Raw genomic sequence first — 14,267 nt, 5'->3', positions numbered from 1 at the left:
CACAGTTCAGGGCGTTCGGATGATGTACATGTCATCCGGACGCCCTGAAGTTTTCGTACGACCTGAAATTTTTGTGCGAGTGGCCGGAACCTCCGTGTTCATCCCTGCATCTCACTCATTGTCGGTTTGGATGATGTTTCGGGTCATACGGCTCATGCAGCAGCGCGAATGGGGATGACATGCGCGGGATCAGTCGAAGGGGTCTTCTCGGGGCGGGAGTCGGAGCGGCCGCCGCGCTCGGGATCGCTGGGTGCAGTGACAAGGGGCAGGGCGGCAAGGGCAGTTCCGGACCGGACAAGGGGGGCGCCCCCTCGACCGGCACCGGCGCCACCACGCCCACCCCGACCAAGGACGACGTCCGTCTCATCGGTGACGGTTCCACCGCGGACACCGGCAAGCAGCCGCACCAGCCCGACACCCCCGTCCCGCTCGAACCCGGCCAGACCCCGCCCCAGTTCGTGATCTTCTCCTGGGACGGCGCCGGCGAGGTCGGCAACGGCCTCTTCCCGCGCTTCCTCGAACTCGCCAAGAACCACGACGTGGCGATGACCTTCTTCCTCTCCGGGATCTACCTCCTCCCCGAGTCGAAGAAGAACCTCTACCGGCCGCCGAACAACCGCGTCGGCGCCTCCGACATCGGCTACCTCACCGACGACCACATCAAGGACACCCTCAAGTACGTCCGCCAGGCCTGGCTCGAGGGCCACGAGATCGGCACCCACTTCAACGGGCACTTCTGCGGCGGCTCCGGCTCCGTCGGCAACTGGACCCCGGCCCAGTGGCAGAGCGAGATCGACCAGGCGGTGAAGTTCGTCACCGAGTGGAAGACCAACAGCGGCTGGACCGAGCTCGACCCGCTGCCCTTCGACTACTCCAAGGAGCTCGTCGGCGGCCGCACTCCCTGCCTCCTCGGCCAGGACAACCTGCTGCCCACCGCCAAGCGCCTCGGCTGGCGCTACGACGCCAGCTCGCCCGGCGGCCGCCAGACCTGGCCGGTCAAGCGCCAGGGCATCTGGGACTTCCCCCTCCAGGCCGTGCCCTTCCCCGGCCACTCCTTCGAGGTCCTGTCCATGGACTACAACATGCTCGCCAACCAGTCGAAGAACTCGACCCAGGGCATGCCCTCCCGTTATCCCGGCTGGCGCAAGCAGGCCACCGACGCACTGCTCGCCGGCTTCACGCGCGCGTACGAGACCAACCGCGCGCCCTTCTTCGTCGGCAACCACTTCGAGCAGTGGAACGGCGGCATCTACATGGACGCCGTCGAGGACGCCATCAAGGCGATGGCCGGGAAGAAGGACGTCCGGCTCGTCTCGTTCCGCCAGTTCACCGACTGGATGGACGCCCAGGATCCCCGTATCCTCGCTCGTCTCCGGGGCCTCGACGTCGGCCAGAAGCCGGCCGGCGGCTGGAGCTCGTACCTCAAGGCCGCCTGAGCTCGTACCTCAAGGCTGTCTGAGCTCGTACCTCAAGGCCGCCTGAGCTCGTACCCCGGACGCCCAGGCGATCCCTTAGCCGATCTTGACAAGGGGTGTTCCGGGCACGTAGTGGGGGTGCCCAAGATCCCCCAAACGCCCATGCGAAACTTTTCACATGAGCCTTAGCCGTGGCCTCCGCCGTGCCCCCCGACGCGCCCTCGCCGCCGTCGGCGTGCTGTCCGCCGCCCTCGCGCTCTCCGCCTGCGGCGGCGACGACAACGGCACGTCGGGCGGCGGCAACACCAACTTCGTCACCAGCAAGGGCGGCGTCTCCACCGTCGCCAAGGGCGAACGCGCCGGCATCAACGAGATCGCCGGCGAGACGCTGGACGGCGAGCGGCTCGACGTCGCCGACCTCAAGGGCAAGGTCGTCGTCCTCAACGTGTGGGGCTCCTGGTGCGGCCCGTGCCGCGCCGAGGCCCCCCACTTCGTCAAGGTCGCCAACGACCTCAAGGACCAGGACGTGGCCTTCGTCGGCCTCAACACCCGCGACGGCAACAAGCAGCAGGCCCTCGCCTTCGAGGACGACTACAAGGTCCCCTACCCCAGCATCTACGACCGCGACGGCAAGCTGATCCTCTTCGGATTCCCCAAGGGCACCCTCAGCCCCAAGGGCATCCCCTCCACCGTCGTCCTCGACAAGGAGGGCAAGATCGCCGCCCGCGCGCTCATGGCCCTCGACGAGACCAAGCTGCGGTCGATGATCGACCCGCTGCTCCGGGAGAAGTGAGCCGGTGAACGAGACCGTCACCAGCGGAGCCCTCCTGCTCGCCGTGCCCGTCGCCCTCCTGGCGGGCCTGGTCTCCTTCTTCTCGCCGTGTGTGCTCCCGCTCGTCCCCGGCTACCTCAGTTACGTGACGGGCGTCTCCGGCGCCGACCTCGCCGAGAACCGCCGCGGCCGGATGACCGCCGGCGCCTCCCTCTTCGTCCTCGGCTTCACCGCCGTCTTCGTCTCCGGCGGCGCCCTCTTCGGCCAGTTCGGTGCCACCCTCCAGGGGTACGGCGACACCCTGAGCACCGTCCTCGGTGTCCTGATGATCCTGCTGGGCCTCTTCTTCGCCGGCCTGATGCCCTGGTTCACCCAGCGCGAGTTCCGCTTCCACAAGAAGCCCGCCGCGGGCCTCGTCGGCGCCCCGTTCCTCGGTGCGCTGTTCGGCATCGGCTGGACCCCGTGCATCGGCCCGACCCTCGCGGCGGTCAACGCGCTCGCGATCGAACAGGCCAGCGCCGGACGCGGGGCGATACTGGCCCTCGCGTACTGCCTCGGCCTCGGCGTCCCCTTCGTCCTCGCCGCCGTCGCCTTCCGCAAGGCGCTCGGCGCCTTCGGCTGGGTGAAGAAGCACTACGCGTGGGTGATGCGGATCGGCGGCGCCATGATGATCGTCACCGGTGTCCTGCTCCTCACGGGCGTCTGGGACAGCATGGTCTCCACGATGCAGGGCTGGTCCAGCGGTTTCACGGTGGGAATCTGATCCATGAGCAAGACCGAAATGACTGATACGCCGGATACGCCGGATACACCGGATGCGCCGGATGCGGCCGACACCGCGGGCGCGGACCTGTCCACCGCCCCGCGGGAAGACAGCGCCATCGGCGGCCCCGCCCTCGGCGTCGTCGGCTGGATCCGCTGGTTCTGGCGCCAGCTCACCTCCATGCGGGTGGCGCTGATCCTGCTCTTCCTGCTCTCCCTCGGCGCCGTCCCCGGCTCCCTCATCCCGCAGACCAGCGCGGACGAGATGAAGGTCGCCGACTTCAAGGCGGCGCACGAGACGCTCACCCCGCTCTACGAGAAGCTCCAGCTCTTCGACGTCTACAGCTCGGTGTGGTTCTCCGCGATCTACATCCTGCTCTTCGTCTCCCTCATCGGCTGCATCGTCCCGCGCACCTGGCAGTTCGTCGGCCAGCTGCGCGGCCTGCCGCCGGGCGCCCCCAAGCGGCTCACCCGCCTCCCCGCGTACACGACCTGGCGCACCGAGGCCGACCCCGAGGAGGTCCGCGAGGCGGCCCTCGCCCTCCTCAAGGGACGCCGTTTCCGGAGCCGTACGGCCGGGGACGCCGTCGCCGCCGAGAAGGGCTACCTCCGCGAGGCCGGCAACCTGGTCTTCCACCTGGCCCTGATCGTGATGCTGATCGCCTTCGCCTGGGGCGTGCTCTTCAAGTCCGAGGGCGGCAAGCTGATCGTCGAGGGCGAGGGCTTCTCCAACACGCTCAGCCAGTACGACGACTTCAAGTCCGGCTCCCAGTTCGGCGTCGACGAGCTGGAACCGTTCAGCTTCACCCTGGACACCTTCACCGGTACGTACGAGCAGAGCGGCCCGCAGCGCGGCACCCCCCGCACCTTCGAGGCGGCCGTCACCTACAGCCAGGCCGACGGCAAGGACAAGAAGGCGGTCATCCGGGTCAACGAGCCGCTGAAGATCGGCGACTCCAAGGTCTTCCTGCTCGCCCACGGCTACGCGCCGGTCGTCACCGTCAAGGACGGCAAGGGGAAGACCGTCTTCCACGGCGCCGTCCCGCTGCTGCCCATCGACAACAACGTCACCTCCACCGGTGCGATCAAGGTGATGGACGGCTACCGCAACAAGAACGGGGAGAAGGAACAGCTCGGCTTCCAGGCCTTCTTCGTGCCCACCTTCGCGGGTGACGGGCAGGGCAGCATGTTCTCCCAGTTCCCCGCCCTCGACTTCCCCGTGATGGCGCTCACCGGCTACTACGGCAGCCTGGGCGTCGACTCCGGCCTGCCGCAGAACGTGTACCAGCTCGACACCTCCAAGATGACCCAGTTCGAGATCGGCGAGGGCACCGGCGTCGCCAAGCGGCTGCGACCCGGCGAGACGATGACCCTGCCCGACGGCGCCGGTTCGATCACCTTCGAGAAGGAGATCAAGGAGTGGGCGTCCTTCCAGGTCACCCAGCAGCCGGGCAACGGCCTCGCCCTCACCGGCGCCGTCGCCGCGATCGCCGGGCTCACCGGCTCGCTCTTCATCCAGCGGCGCCGGATCTGGATCCGGGCCGTCCGCGGTGAGGACGGCGTGACCGTCGTCGAGATGGCGGGCCTCGGCCGCGGCGAGTCCGCCAAGCTGCCCGAGGAGCTCGCCGATCTCGCGGTCGCGCTCACCGCCCAGGCGCCCCCGGCGCCGGAACCCGCCGAAGCAGAAGCCGACGCCGACGCATCAGAAGACGCAGACGCATCAGAAGGGGTCGAGAAGTGATCCTCGCCGCCGAGACCAACGAAAGCCTGGCGCAGCTCAGCAACGAGTTCGTCTACGCCTCGATGGCCGTCTACACCCTGGCCTTCCTCGCCCACATCGCCGAGTGGGTGTTCGGCAGCCGCAGCAAGGTCGGCCGCACCGCCGCCGCGCTGACGCGGCCGGAGCCCAAGGCCACGGTGTCGGTGCAGGTCAAGAAGGCCGGTGGCACCACCGTCCTGGAGAAGCCGAAGATCGTCACCCGCTCCGCCGCCGGTGCCCGCGACGTCCCCGACGGCCCCGGCGCGGCCGGCGGCACCGTCAAGGGCGACCTGTACGGCCGGATCGCCGTCGCGCTCACCGTCCTCGCCTTCGCCCTGGAAGCGGTCGGCGTGATCGCCCGCGCGGTCTCCGTGCAGCGCGCCCCCTGGGGCAACATGTACGAGTTCTCCACCACCTTCTCCACCGTGGCGGTCGGCGTCTACCTGGCCTTCCTGCTCGCGGGGAGGAACGTCCGCTGGATCGGCCTGCCGCTGGTGACGACGGTCCTGCTCGACCTGGGCGTGGCGACCACCCTGCTGTACACCGAGAGCGACCAGCTGGTCCCGGCCCTCGACTCGTACTGGCTGTGGATCCACGTCTCCACCGCGATCTTCTGCGGCGCCGTGCTCTACCTCGGCGCCGTCGCCACCCTGCTGTACCTCTTCCGCGACTCGTACGAGAACAAGCTCGCGGGCGGCGGCACGCCGGGCCGCTTCGCCCGCTCCGTCCTGGAGCGGCTGCCCGCCGCCGCCACCCTCGACAAGTTCGCCTACCGGGTCAACGCGGCGATCTTCCCGCTGTGGACCTTCACGATCATCGCGGGCGCCATCTGGGCCGGTGACGCGTGGGGCCGCTACTGGGGCTGGGACGCCAAGGAGGTCTGGTCCTTCATCACCTGGGTCGGGTACGCCGCCTACCTGCACGCCCGGGCCACGGCCGGCTGGAAGGGCCGCAAGGCCGCGTACATCGCGCTCGTCGCCTTCGCCTGTTTCCTCTTCAACTACTACGGTGTGAACATCTTCGTCAACAGCCTGCACTCCTACGCGGGCGTCTGAGCTGGCACGGCCCCCTCAGCGGGGCCACGCTGGAGGTATGACCGAGATACCCCGGGGCAGGAGCGAGACCCACGACGGCGACACGCACCTGCTGCGGTACGCGATCGAGCTGCCGCACCCGCAGCCGGTGGTGTGGGCGGCGGTCGCCTCGCCCGAGGGGCTGCCGTCCTGGTTCGGCGCGGCGGATCCGCTGGAGCCGAGGCTCGGCGGGCGGGTCGTCCTCCGCCGCCTCGACAGCGGCACGGAACTCTCCGGGCGGGTGACCGCCTGGGACATGGACCGCGTGGCCGAGTACACGGTCGGTCCTCCGCACGAGCGGATCCGGTTCCATCTGGAACCGGCCGCCGGCGGAGGGTCGACCGTGCTGCGTTTCACCCACGAGTTCCGCGGCGACCGGGAGCTCATGCTGGACCGCCTGGCCGACTGGCACGAGCGCTTCGAGGGGCTGCGGGACGCACTGGACGGGCGGCCGACGGACTGGCGGGACTGGACGCCCGACCGCCGCGCCGAGCTGCGGGAGCTGTACGCCAGGGACGAGGCGCCCTGGCCCAGGTGGGTGCCCTAGAAGCTACGACTACCCCTTCTTCGGCGGCAGGCAGGAGGCCGCCGGGGGCTTGCCCTCCGGCCAGGCGGTCTGGACGAAGCGCTGGGTGCCGTCGGGGGCGAGCTCCACGATCGGGACCGCCTTGTTGTACGGGTTGCCGTGGTTGTCCAGGCAGATCCAGCCGCTCGCGCCCTGCACCCGCAGCGAGCCCTTGACCTGCGGCCACTGGGTGCCGACGTCGGCGAGCTCCGGGTAGGGGGCGTCGGCGGGGGTGGCCTGGCGGATCGCGTGGACGGCTGTCGCCATCGCGTCGTACGCGATGATCGCCTGCCCGTCCCTGAGCGGTACCGGCTTCGCGTCGGCGCGGGCGATGTCGGTCAGGAAGGTCTCGAAGGCGACGACCGAGCCGCCGGTCTCCGGTACCGTCCGGCCCGGTGCGGGCTTCCAGGCGTCGGGGTGGGCGAGCGCCGCGTACCGGACGGTGAGCTTCTTGCGGAGGGCCGCGCGGTTCAGCTTCTCGTCGGCGCCGAGGTAGGAGCCCTCGTCGCCGGTGAGGACGGTGAAGGAGCGGTCGGCGCAGCCGCGGGAGCCGAGCGCGTTGATGAACTGGCGCAGCTGGGTGTGGCGGCCGGCGAAGAAGACGGTCTCGGCTCGGGTGTCGCAGATCAGGTGGGTGATCTGGCGGAAGGTGTTGGCGGTGTGGCCCTCCTGGGTGTTGTCCTCCGGCGAGGTGTAGAGCTGCGGCTCGTAGGGGGCGCCCTTGAGGGAGGCGGCGAAGGCGGACCGCAGGGTGTCGATGTAGTGGTCGCCGGTGCGGGAGTCCTGGACGAGGATCGCGCGGGAGGCGTCGACCTTGCCGAAGTGGGCGAGGGCCTTCGCCTCGTCGCTGTTGGTGGGGGAGACCCGGGCGAGGCCGGGGAAGGGGTTGCGGCCGGGGCCGTTGGCGAGGTCGTCGGCGGTGATGGTGGTGCCGACGACGGCGATCCCGGCGCCGGTGAGGGCGGTGACCGCCTCCCGTACCTCGGGGGAGGAGGTGGCGACGCCGGAGACGGCGCGGAGCCGGTCGGGGGCACCGGTCATGGCGGTGAGCCGGTCGACGACCGTGCGCCAGTGGGCGTTGCGGTTGCCGGTGTTGGCGAGGGCGAGCCGGATCCTGGGGGTCTGGCTGTTGGACTCGTGGTTGGCCCGGTACTGGTAGGCGTAGGCGCCCTGGAGCTCGCGGAGGATCTTGGTGGCGGTGCCGGGGTCGGTGGCGGTGATCGGCAGCAGGACGGCGACGGTGACGTACTCGCCCTCCTTGAGGGAGGCGTTCTCGCGGCCGATGGCGGCGGTGATCGCGGTGAGGGCGGGGACACGGAAGTCGTGTCCGGTCCCGTTGACGCCGACGCACTCCTCGCTGCCGGCGGGCCGGTCGACCCCGGGGGCGCAGGAACGGTCCTCCGGGGCGAGGTACTTCGTGAGCCCGTAGCCGCCGATGCCGACGACGAGGGCGGTCGCGACGAGCAGGGTGAGGAGCTTCTGCCGGGGGGTCCAGAAGAAGCGGCGGCGCAGTCGGTCGAGCATGGCGTCAGACTCCGTCCTCGCGGCCGGGCGGCAGCGAGAGCTCCCGCCAGGCGCGGATGTCCCGCGGCCAGTGGCCGGCCGCGTCCCACAGTGGACCGCTGCCGGTGAGGTGGCGGCCGGAGAGCCGGCGCAGTTCGTACGCCAGCAGCTCGGTGACCTCCTCGTCGGGCAGCGCGAGCGGATCGGTGAGCAGCCATACGGCGTGCAGCAACCGCCGTACGGACAGGTGCAGTTCGGCGGACTCCCGGTCGAGTCCCTCGGGGAGCGCCGGATCGGGTCCCTGGCCGAGGGCGACGGCCCGGCGCGGGTCGGGGTCGGTACGGGCGCGGCCGCGCTCGCGCGGGTACGGGGCGGAGCCGATGAACCGCAGCCGGCCGAGCCAGCCGAGGACGTCCGGCCCGGGAAAGGTGAGCCGCAGGTGGGCGACGGCCTCGGCGGTCTCGCCGAGGGCCAGGTCGTGGTGGAGCCGGTACGGGCCGGGCTGCGGCCCGTAGTGGCGGCGGAGGGTCTCGTGGACGGCCCGCCAGGCGGAGTAGTGGGGGTGGTCGGCGTCCTCGAAGCGGAGCCGGTGCAGCAGCAGGGCGCGAAGCAGCGGGTCGCCGACGAAGTGGCCGGGCCGCTCGGTGCCGTGCTCGGCGCGCAGCCGGTCGCGGACGCGGAGGGCGACGTCGCCCTCGCGGGACTCGCCGGGCAGCCGGGCCTGGGCGAGGCGGCGGGCGGACTCCTCGTCGTGGGCGGCGGCGAGGACCGCGTACGGCTCCGTCCGGGGCACCGGCAGGAGGGCGGCGAGCAGGGCGGGGGCGGCCGGGACGGGCGCGCTGTCCTCGCGGAGCTCCACGGTGAGGTCGAGGAGGTCGGCGGGGGTGAGCGCGGTGCGGTCGGCGGGCGGGACCTCGGCGACGGCGCGGGCCAGCAGGTCGACGCCGAGGGGCCGGCCGCCGGTGAGCCGGTGGACGGCCCGGGAGAGCGTGGCCGGGGCGTACCCCGCCCGGTCGCGGCGGTCGAAGGCGGTGCGGGCCTGGACGGGGGTGAGCGGGGTGAGGTCGACGGCGAGGAGCCCGGAGCCGACCCGGCTGGTGCGCGGGCACGGGGCCTGGTGGGCGGTCTCCGGCAGCCGGACGCGGGTGGCGTGGCGTAAGGCGTCGTGCTCGCGGAGCCGGGAGGCGGCGAGGACGACGGTACGGTCGCGGCGGCCGTCGGCGCGGGCCCGCAGAATCGGTTCGACCAGGGCGCGGCCGACGGGTTCGTGGGCGTTGTCGAGGAGGAGCAGGGGGCGCCCGACGCGGCCGCCGCGGTGCAGCCCGGTGTAGGCGCGGAGCAGGTCCTCGGTGAGGGTGAGGACGAGGAACGCCTCGGCCTCCTCGCGGCGCGGCCCGCCCTGGGCGAAGTCGGCGGCGAGCTGCTGGAGCCCGGCGCGGCCCCGGCCGCCGGCGGTGCGGTAGCCGCCGAACCAGTCCTCGGGGGCCCGCCGGAAGAGACCGAAGAACTCCTCGACGAAGGTCTCGACGGTGGCCTCGGCGACCAGCCCCGCGAACGGCGCGCCGGCCTCGGCGGCGGTCCCGGCGAGCCTGGCGAGGACGTTGCCGACCCAGGAGGCGGCGGCGGCCCGCCCGGCGTCCACGGTGCCGAGCAGCGGTCCGAGCCGCAGCAGGTCCCGGCGGGCCCCCTCGTCGTCCTCCCGGGTCCACCCGACCGAGGTGACGGCGACGAGCCCGAGCGCCAGTCGGGGAAAGGGCACGGCCCTGACGGCCTCGCCCCGCTGCCCGAGCTGCACGGCCAGCTCGCCGAGGGCCCCGGTGACCGGCGACCAGCCGGCCCCGTGGTCGGCGGGCTCCTCGATCCGGGCGCAGTCGAGCAGCGCGAGCGGGGTGAAGCCGCGGTACCGGTTGCGGACCTCCTTGAGCAGCACGGTCTTGCCCATGCCGCGCCCGCCGGTGAAGACGGTGACGGGCGGATCCTCCCCGTGCTCGAAGGGCACGCGACCCTCCCCGTACGGCCCGAGCCCGACGAGCCGGGCGGCGAGCCCGCGCGCTTCCAGGACCGCCTCGCGGCCGTACAGCTCTCTGTCCACCCGCCACCCCCCGATTCACACGAGTTGTGCCCCGTCACAGCGTCAAATAACGATTATCGGCGGGGAGTTGGGAGGAGGCCAGGGATTGGCGGGATTGGGGGCTACCGCCGGTAGGGCGATCTCACGCCTCCCCGATGTCCTCGTGCCACAGAGCGGGTTCGGCGGCGATGAACTCCCGCATCAGGGCGACGCATTCGGGATCGTCGAGGACCACGACCTCGACCCCGTGCCCGGCGAGCCAGTCGTGCCCGCCGTGAAAGGTCTCCGCCTCCCCGACGACGACCCGCGAGATCCCGAACTGCCGCACGAGCCCGGAGCAGTACCAGCAGGGCGAGAGCGTCGTCACCATCGTCGTCCCCCGGTACGAGCGCTGCCGGCCGGCGTCCCGGAAGGCGTCGGTCTCGGCGTGCGCCGAAGGGTCCCCGTCCTGCACGCGCCGGTTGTGCCCACGCCCGAGCAGCGTCCCGTCCGCCCCGTAGAGCGCGGCCCCGATCGGCACCCCGCCCTCGGCGAACCCGGCGCGGGCCTCGGCGAGGGCGGTGGCGAGCCACCGGCGGTCCTGTTCCTGAAGATCCATGGGGTGACTTCTTCCCCGAGGGACGTCCGACGTCACACGACCGCGACCTCGGAGGACTCATAGGGGAAGCGGGCGAGCGGCGCCTCACTCCGGAAGAAGGTCCGGGCACGGTTCATCGCCTGCTCGTCGGCCCGCACCCGCCCGGGCCGGGAGCCCGTCCCCGTCAGCACCCCGCCGAACCGCATCCGCAGATAGGCCGCCGAATGGCTCAGGCCGGTCACCAGCCCGTCCGCGACGACGTGCTCGTCGTGCGCCATGGCGGTGACCCCCCACAGCGTGCCGCCCGCCATGCGCCCCTTGAAGTCCGATCCGGGCACGTTCAGCCACCCCGACCAGTAGTCCAGGTAGCGCTTGGCCTGGGCGGAGAGGCTGTACCAGTAGAGCGGCGAGACGATGACGATGTCGCTGGCCTCCATCGTGGCCTCCCGCAACATCTCCTCGTCCGCCGTGACCAGCCGCCCGCCACCCTCGTGCCGCCCGTCCCGGAAGTCGGGCAGGTCGAGGTCGTTCAGATCCACCCACCGCTGCGCTGCCCCGGCGGGCAGGTGCGCGGCGGCGGCCCGGGCGAGTATCTCGGAGTTCCCGCCGGCACGGGAGCTGCCGAGGACGAAGAGGAACGAGCGATCCGGTACGTGTACGGCGTCGAGGGTCATGTCTGTGCGCTCCGGTCTCGTGGGGTACCGGTTGCCAACTCCGCCGCACGGGGAGGTATTCCGGTCCCCCGCCGCCGAGGCGCGCTACGTCACAGGCAGCCTGTAGCGCATCCGGTACCGGTGCGCCGCCTTCGTCATCAGTGTGGCCTCGATCGGACGTCCGCCGTCGGAGTACACCACCCGGAAGGCGACGAGGACGGGCATGTCCTTCGGAAGTTCCAGCGCGACGACCTCTTCCTCCGTCGGGATCTCGGACGACAGCTCGTCCACGAACTCGCGCGGGGGAAAGCCCATCGAGTCGAGCAGCGCCGGTGTGCCACCCCGAATCCGCTTCTTCTCCAGCACGGCCGTGCCCTCGACCAGGCCGAGCGGGTAGTACGACCGCGTGAGCTCCGTCGGCTCCTCGTCCAGGAACAGGATCTGCTTGCGGAGCACGGCCCGCTCGCCGTCCTCCAACCGCAGGGCTGCGGCCACTTCCTGCGGCGGGACGACGACCTCGACGTCGAGGAGCCGCACCTTGCCCGCCTGCTGCCGCCGCGCGGCCTCGGACACCCACGGGTAGGGCTCGCCCGGCCCGGCCGGCTTCATGCAGGAGACCGGCTCGATGGACTGCTGCGCGTGCTGCCGCACGTACACGCCCTTGCCGGGGAGCCCTTCGAGAAGCCCCTCGGCCTTCAGCATCTGGAGGGCCTTCTGGACGGTCGTGTTGGCCACGCCGCCGTACTGCTCCATCAGTTCGGCCGTGGACCCCAGCTTGCTTCCCGGCGAGAGCTCTCCCCGGATGATCCGCCGCCGGATCTCCGCCGCGATCCTCTGGTGCGGCGATCTCGGGTCTGTGAACTCCTTCGCCATCACGCGCCCTGCTTCCCGAGCCGGTACGTGAGGTGCCGCCCGGCCGGCATGGTCATCAGGGCCGCCTCCATCGGTGTCCCGTCGGCGGTACGCGTCAGGCGGAGCAGCCGCAGGACGGCACTCCCCTCGGGCAGCCCCAGGTGCTCGCGCTCCTCCGCCGTGGCGAGGGCGGCGCTCACGTCCTCGACGACCTCGGCGCCGACGTACCCCAGCTCCTTGAGGAGGGTGACGGCGCCGCCGGGTACCTTGCGCGGTTCCGCGAGGGGCGTGCCGCCCGCGATGGAGACGGGATAGTAGGAGTCGGTCAGTTCCACGGGCCGGTCGTCCAGCAGGATCAGCCGACGCCTGACGACCACGAGCTCGGCGGCGGACAGCCCCAGGGCGGCGCGGACGGCATCGGGGGCGTCCGCTTCGCCCGTCTGGAGAAGCCGTTGGCCGCCACGGCGCCCCCGGCGAGCGGCCTCATCGGTCCACGCGTCGCTCTGGCCGGGCTCGCGCGGGGCCAGGTACGGCGCGGTCTCGCTGATCCACGCATCGCCCGACATGTTCCTACCTCCAGCTCACTGTTGTCAGCGACCCTACTTCCTCGCCCGCCACCACCCTCACTCACCCTTAATGACTTACCGCTTAAAGTGGTGTGCGCTTAAGGTTAGGCTCATGGAGACGACGGATCCTGACGAACCGCGGCCCGGTACTCCCGTACCGCCGACGGACCTGAGTCCGGCCCTCCAAGCCCGCTCCGAGGCCGGCTGGCGGAAGTTCCTCGACCGGTGGTTCGAGACCTGGGAAGAGACCGGGCGGTGAACGAACCGGGCGCCGAGGACCAGAAGGGGAGCCCTCTCCTCCGCCAGAGGGTCAGCGATATCGCAAGCGGGGGCGACGGGCGTTGTGGCTGGCGACGGTCGGGGTGTACGTCGACCACCGGAACATCCACGCCGGAGGCGTTCGATGAGCCGCTGCGGGGCGCGGCGGTCCGTCTTTGCCGTCGCGGAGGTGGTGCGCCCGGTGTGGGGCGGTGCGGTCTGCGTGCTCCCCGTGGGGCACGAAGGGCTGCACCGCGATCGCGCGGGCGACGGCTGGTGGGTGACACCGGAGATCGCTGACGCGGCGAGTGTTTCCCTGCTGGCCCGCGTCCTTACGACGGAGCCCGAGCTGGAGTTCCGGTCGCCGCGCTGCATGGTCGGCCGTCACGACCGCTGCCGTAACCACGTACGCCGTGACAGTGGCGTACCGGGAGTGCGGTACCTCGTGTGCGGGTGCCCGTGCCATCCGGTGCCCGGCACGTGAGGCGCCGTAACGGGTCTCGCCCGTCCCGCGCCCGTACGAGCGTGGTCGGCACAGGCCGCGCTCTGGCTGGATACGCTGACCGACACCCCTTGGAGGACATGGTGACGACACAGCCCGACTACGCCGGAGAACTCATCCCACGCCCCGAACGGACTCCCGCCGCCCTGCGGGCAGCCCTCGCGGTCGTCGCTCCCGAGCGGTTGCCCGAGATGGACGCCAGCCAGCGCGCGGCCGTGACGGAGGCCATCGAACAGAGCGACATCACCCCTCTGCGCATGTTCCTGAGCCAGTGGGCCGCCGTCATCGAGATCGAGCGGTTCCCCGACACCGCCCGCGAACTGCGCCGCGCCGAATACCTGGCGCAGATCGCCGAGGACCCGGAAGAGAGCCGTCGGCACGTACGGGCGGCCGGGGACATCATCCGTGCCGCGCACAAGGCGGTGGGTGGGTGAGCTGGAGGTGGGAGTACGACCCCAGCGAGGAGCACGTCATCGGAGGCGCTCCGCCGGCCTTCGTCGCCGAAGTGGAGAAGAGGGCCGATGAGCTGGTCAGAGCGGCGGAAGCCCTCTACCTCGACGGGGCCCTGTTCCAGGGAGAGAACCCCAGGAGCGAACACGTGCGTGTTCCCGGCGGGATGTTCGTCTTCCTCCTCGTCCCGCGCTACGAGTGCGGATACGTCCTCCAGGTGACCTACCTCTGAGGACGCCCTGCCCTTATGGCCGCGCCCGAGGTGCGAGAGGGCGAGCACACGGCCTCAGCCCGACTGGCGTTCCGGCAGGACTGACCGGCCACGTCCGGTTGTTGTGCCGACGGGTGCCTGTGTACGCGCCTGGCATGCGGCCCGCCCGCACGCCGTCGGGTGTCGGCCACGCGCCGGGCGCGGCCAGTGAGGGCGGGGAGAGCCCATCGGCTCCGCCGATCGCCCCCATCGGGAGGACGCCCCACTGGCTCGTGGAC

15 protein-coding genes are annotated in these 14,267 nt (G+C 71.4%); 9 read left to right on the top strand and 6 right to left on the bottom strand.

The genetic code is table 11. From position 1 onward, the window contains the following. Window positions 1–179: 179 nt before the first annotated feature. From QK442_RS07640 to QK442_RS07615, 6 genes are all read left to right on the top strand, one after another. Window positions 180–1,436 carry a hypothetical protein gene (locus tag QK442_RS07640; RefSeq protein ID WP_282693078.1) on the top strand — a complete coding sequence of 419 codons (1,257 nt, stop codon included), beginning with the start codon at window positions 180–182 and terminating at the stop codon, window positions 1,434–1,436. A 157-nt stretch (window positions 1,437–1,593) separates the two neighbouring features. Then, complete coding sequence (locus QK442_RS07635; RefSeq protein WP_282693077.1) at window positions 1,594–2,208, top strand: TlpA disulfide reductase family protein; 615 nt, start codon at window positions 1,594–1,596, stop codon at window positions 2,206–2,208. 4 nt (window positions 2,209–2,212) lie between these two features. Beyond that, a complete protein-coding gene (locus tag QK442_RS07630; RefSeq protein ID WP_282693076.1) occupies window positions 2,213–2,950 on the top strand; it encodes a cytochrome c biogenesis protein CcdA in 738 nt (245 codons plus the stop codon). Window positions 2,951–2,968: 18 nt separating this feature from the next. Then, window positions 2,969–4,690: a cytochrome c biogenesis protein ResB gene (locus QK442_RS07625; protein WP_282693128.1), complete on the top strand. Its 1,722-nt coding sequence runs from the start codon at window positions 2,969–2,971 to the stop codon at window positions 4,688–4,690. Beyond that, a complete protein-coding gene (gene ccsB / locus QK442_RS07620; RefSeq protein ID WP_282693075.1) occupies window positions 4,687–5,763 on the top strand; it encodes a c-type cytochrome biogenesis protein CcsB in 1,077 nt (358 codons plus the stop codon). The genes QK442_RS07625 and ccsB overlap by 4 nt, the downstream gene beginning before the upstream one ends. 37 nt (window positions 5,764–5,800) lie before the next feature. Then, window positions 5,801–6,328, top strand: coding sequence for an SRPBCC domain-containing protein (locus tag QK442_RS07615; protein ID WP_282693074.1), 528 nt, complete (start codon window positions 5,801–5,803; stop codon window positions 6,326–6,328). A gap of 9 nt (window positions 6,329–6,337) precedes the next feature. Here the strand turns inward: QK442_RS07615 and QK442_RS07610 are convergent, their stop codons facing one another. From QK442_RS07610 to QK442_RS07585, 6 genes are all read right to left on the bottom strand, one after another. Continuing rightward, window positions 6,338–7,870: a hypothetical protein gene (locus tag QK442_RS07610; protein WP_282693073.1), complete on the bottom strand. Its 1,533-nt coding sequence runs from the start codon at window positions 7,868–7,870 to the stop codon at window positions 6,338–6,340. A gap of 4 nt (window positions 7,871–7,874) precedes the next feature. After that, a complete protein-coding gene (locus tag QK442_RS07605) occupies window positions 7,875–9,941 on the bottom strand; it encodes a hypothetical protein (RefSeq protein ID WP_282693072.1) in 2,067 nt (688 codons plus the stop codon). Window positions 9,942–10,062: 121 nt separating this feature from the next. Further along, entirely contained in the window at window positions 10,063–10,518 is a 456-nt protein-coding gene (locus QK442_RS07600) for a nucleoside deaminase (RefSeq protein WP_282693071.1), read from the bottom strand. A gap of 32 nt (window positions 10,519–10,550) precedes the next feature. Further along, window positions 10,551–11,171, bottom strand: a complete 621-nt coding sequence (locus QK442_RS07595; protein WP_282693070.1) for an NAD(P)H-dependent oxidoreductase — start codon at window positions 11,169–11,171, stop codon at window positions 10,551–10,553. A gap of 84 nt (window positions 11,172–11,255) precedes the next feature. After that, window positions 11,256–12,023: a GntR family transcriptional regulator gene (locus tag QK442_RS07590; protein WP_282693069.1), complete on the bottom strand. Its 768-nt coding sequence runs from the start codon at window positions 12,021–12,023 to the stop codon at window positions 11,256–11,258. After that, window positions 12,023–12,568, bottom strand: coding sequence for a UTRA domain-containing protein (locus QK442_RS07585; RefSeq protein ID WP_282693068.1), 546 nt, complete (start codon window positions 12,566–12,568; stop codon window positions 12,023–12,025). Before QK442_RS07585 ends, QK442_RS07590 begins: the two co-directional genes overlap by 1 nt. Before the next feature lie 112 nt (window positions 12,569–12,680). On the opposite strand from QK442_RS07585, the gene QK442_RS07580 reads away from it, so the two are divergent. From QK442_RS07580 to QK442_RS07570, 3 genes are all read left to right on the top strand, one after another. Next, window positions 12,681–12,827: a hypothetical protein gene (locus QK442_RS07580; RefSeq protein ID WP_282693067.1), complete on the top strand. Its 147-nt coding sequence runs from the start codon at window positions 12,681–12,683 to the stop codon at window positions 12,825–12,827. Window positions 12,828–13,408: 581 nt separating this feature from the next. Next, the gene (locus QK442_RS07575; protein ID WP_282693066.1) at window positions 13,409–13,762 is read left to right on the top strand and encodes a DUF6247 family protein; all 354 of its coding nucleotides are present in this window, start codon (window positions 13,409–13,411) and stop codon (window positions 13,760–13,762) included. Next, window positions 13,759–14,010 (top strand): hypothetical protein, encoded by a 252-nt coding sequence (locus QK442_RS07570; RefSeq protein ID WP_282693065.1) that lies wholly within the window; start codon window positions 13,759–13,761, stop codon window positions 14,008–14,010. The genes QK442_RS07575 and QK442_RS07570 overlap by 4 nt, the downstream gene beginning before the upstream one ends. Window positions 14,011–14,267: the final 257 nt, after the last annotated feature.

Source organism: Streptomyces sp. CC208A (assembly GCF_030010625.1).
In the GTDB taxonomy this organism is placed as follows: domain Bacteria; phylum Actinomycetota; class Actinomycetes; order Streptomycetales; family Streptomycetaceae; genus Streptomyces.
This window is presented reverse-complemented; position numbering and strand designations above follow the sequence as displayed.

Coding starts and splice junctions, on each gene's coding strand:
- QK442_RS07640 (WP_282693078.1), top strand. CDS start 180: ATGCGCGGGATCAGTCGAAGGGGTCTTCTCGGGGCGGGAGTCGGAGCG.
- QK442_RS07635 (WP_282693077.1), top strand. CDS start 1,594: ATGAGCCTTAGCCGTGGCCTCCGCCGTGCCCCCCGACGCGCCCTCGCC.
- QK442_RS07625 (WP_282693128.1), top strand. CDS start 2,969: ATGACTGATACGCCGGATACGCCGGATACACCGGATGCGCCGGATGCG.
- QK442_RS07615 (WP_282693074.1), top strand. CDS start 5,801: ATGACCGAGATACCCCGGGGCAGGAGCGAGACCCACGACGGCGACACG.
- QK442_RS07610 (WP_282693073.1), bottom strand. CDS start 7,870: ATGCTCGACCGACTGCGCCGCCGCTTCTTCTGGACCCCCCGGCAGAAG.
- QK442_RS07600 (WP_282693071.1), bottom strand. CDS start 10,518: ATGGATCTTCAGGAACAGGACCGCCGGTGGCTCGCCACCGCCCTCGCC.
- QK442_RS07595 (WP_282693070.1), bottom strand. CDS start 11,171: ATGACCCTCGACGCCGTACACGTACCGGATCGCTCGTTCCTCTTCGTC.
- QK442_RS07590 (WP_282693069.1), bottom strand. CDS start 12,023: ATGGCGAAGGAGTTCACAGACCCGAGATCGCCGCACCAGAGGATCGCG.
- QK442_RS07585 (WP_282693068.1), bottom strand. CDS start 12,568: ATGTCGGGCGATGCGTGGATCAGCGAGACCGCGCCGTACCTGGCCCCG.
- QK442_RS07580 (WP_282693067.1), top strand. CDS start 12,681: ATGGAGACGACGGATCCTGACGAACCGCGGCCCGGTACTCCCGTACCG.
- QK442_RS07575 (WP_282693066.1), top strand. CDS start 13,409: ATGGTGACGACACAGCCCGACTACGCCGGAGAACTCATCCCACGCCCC.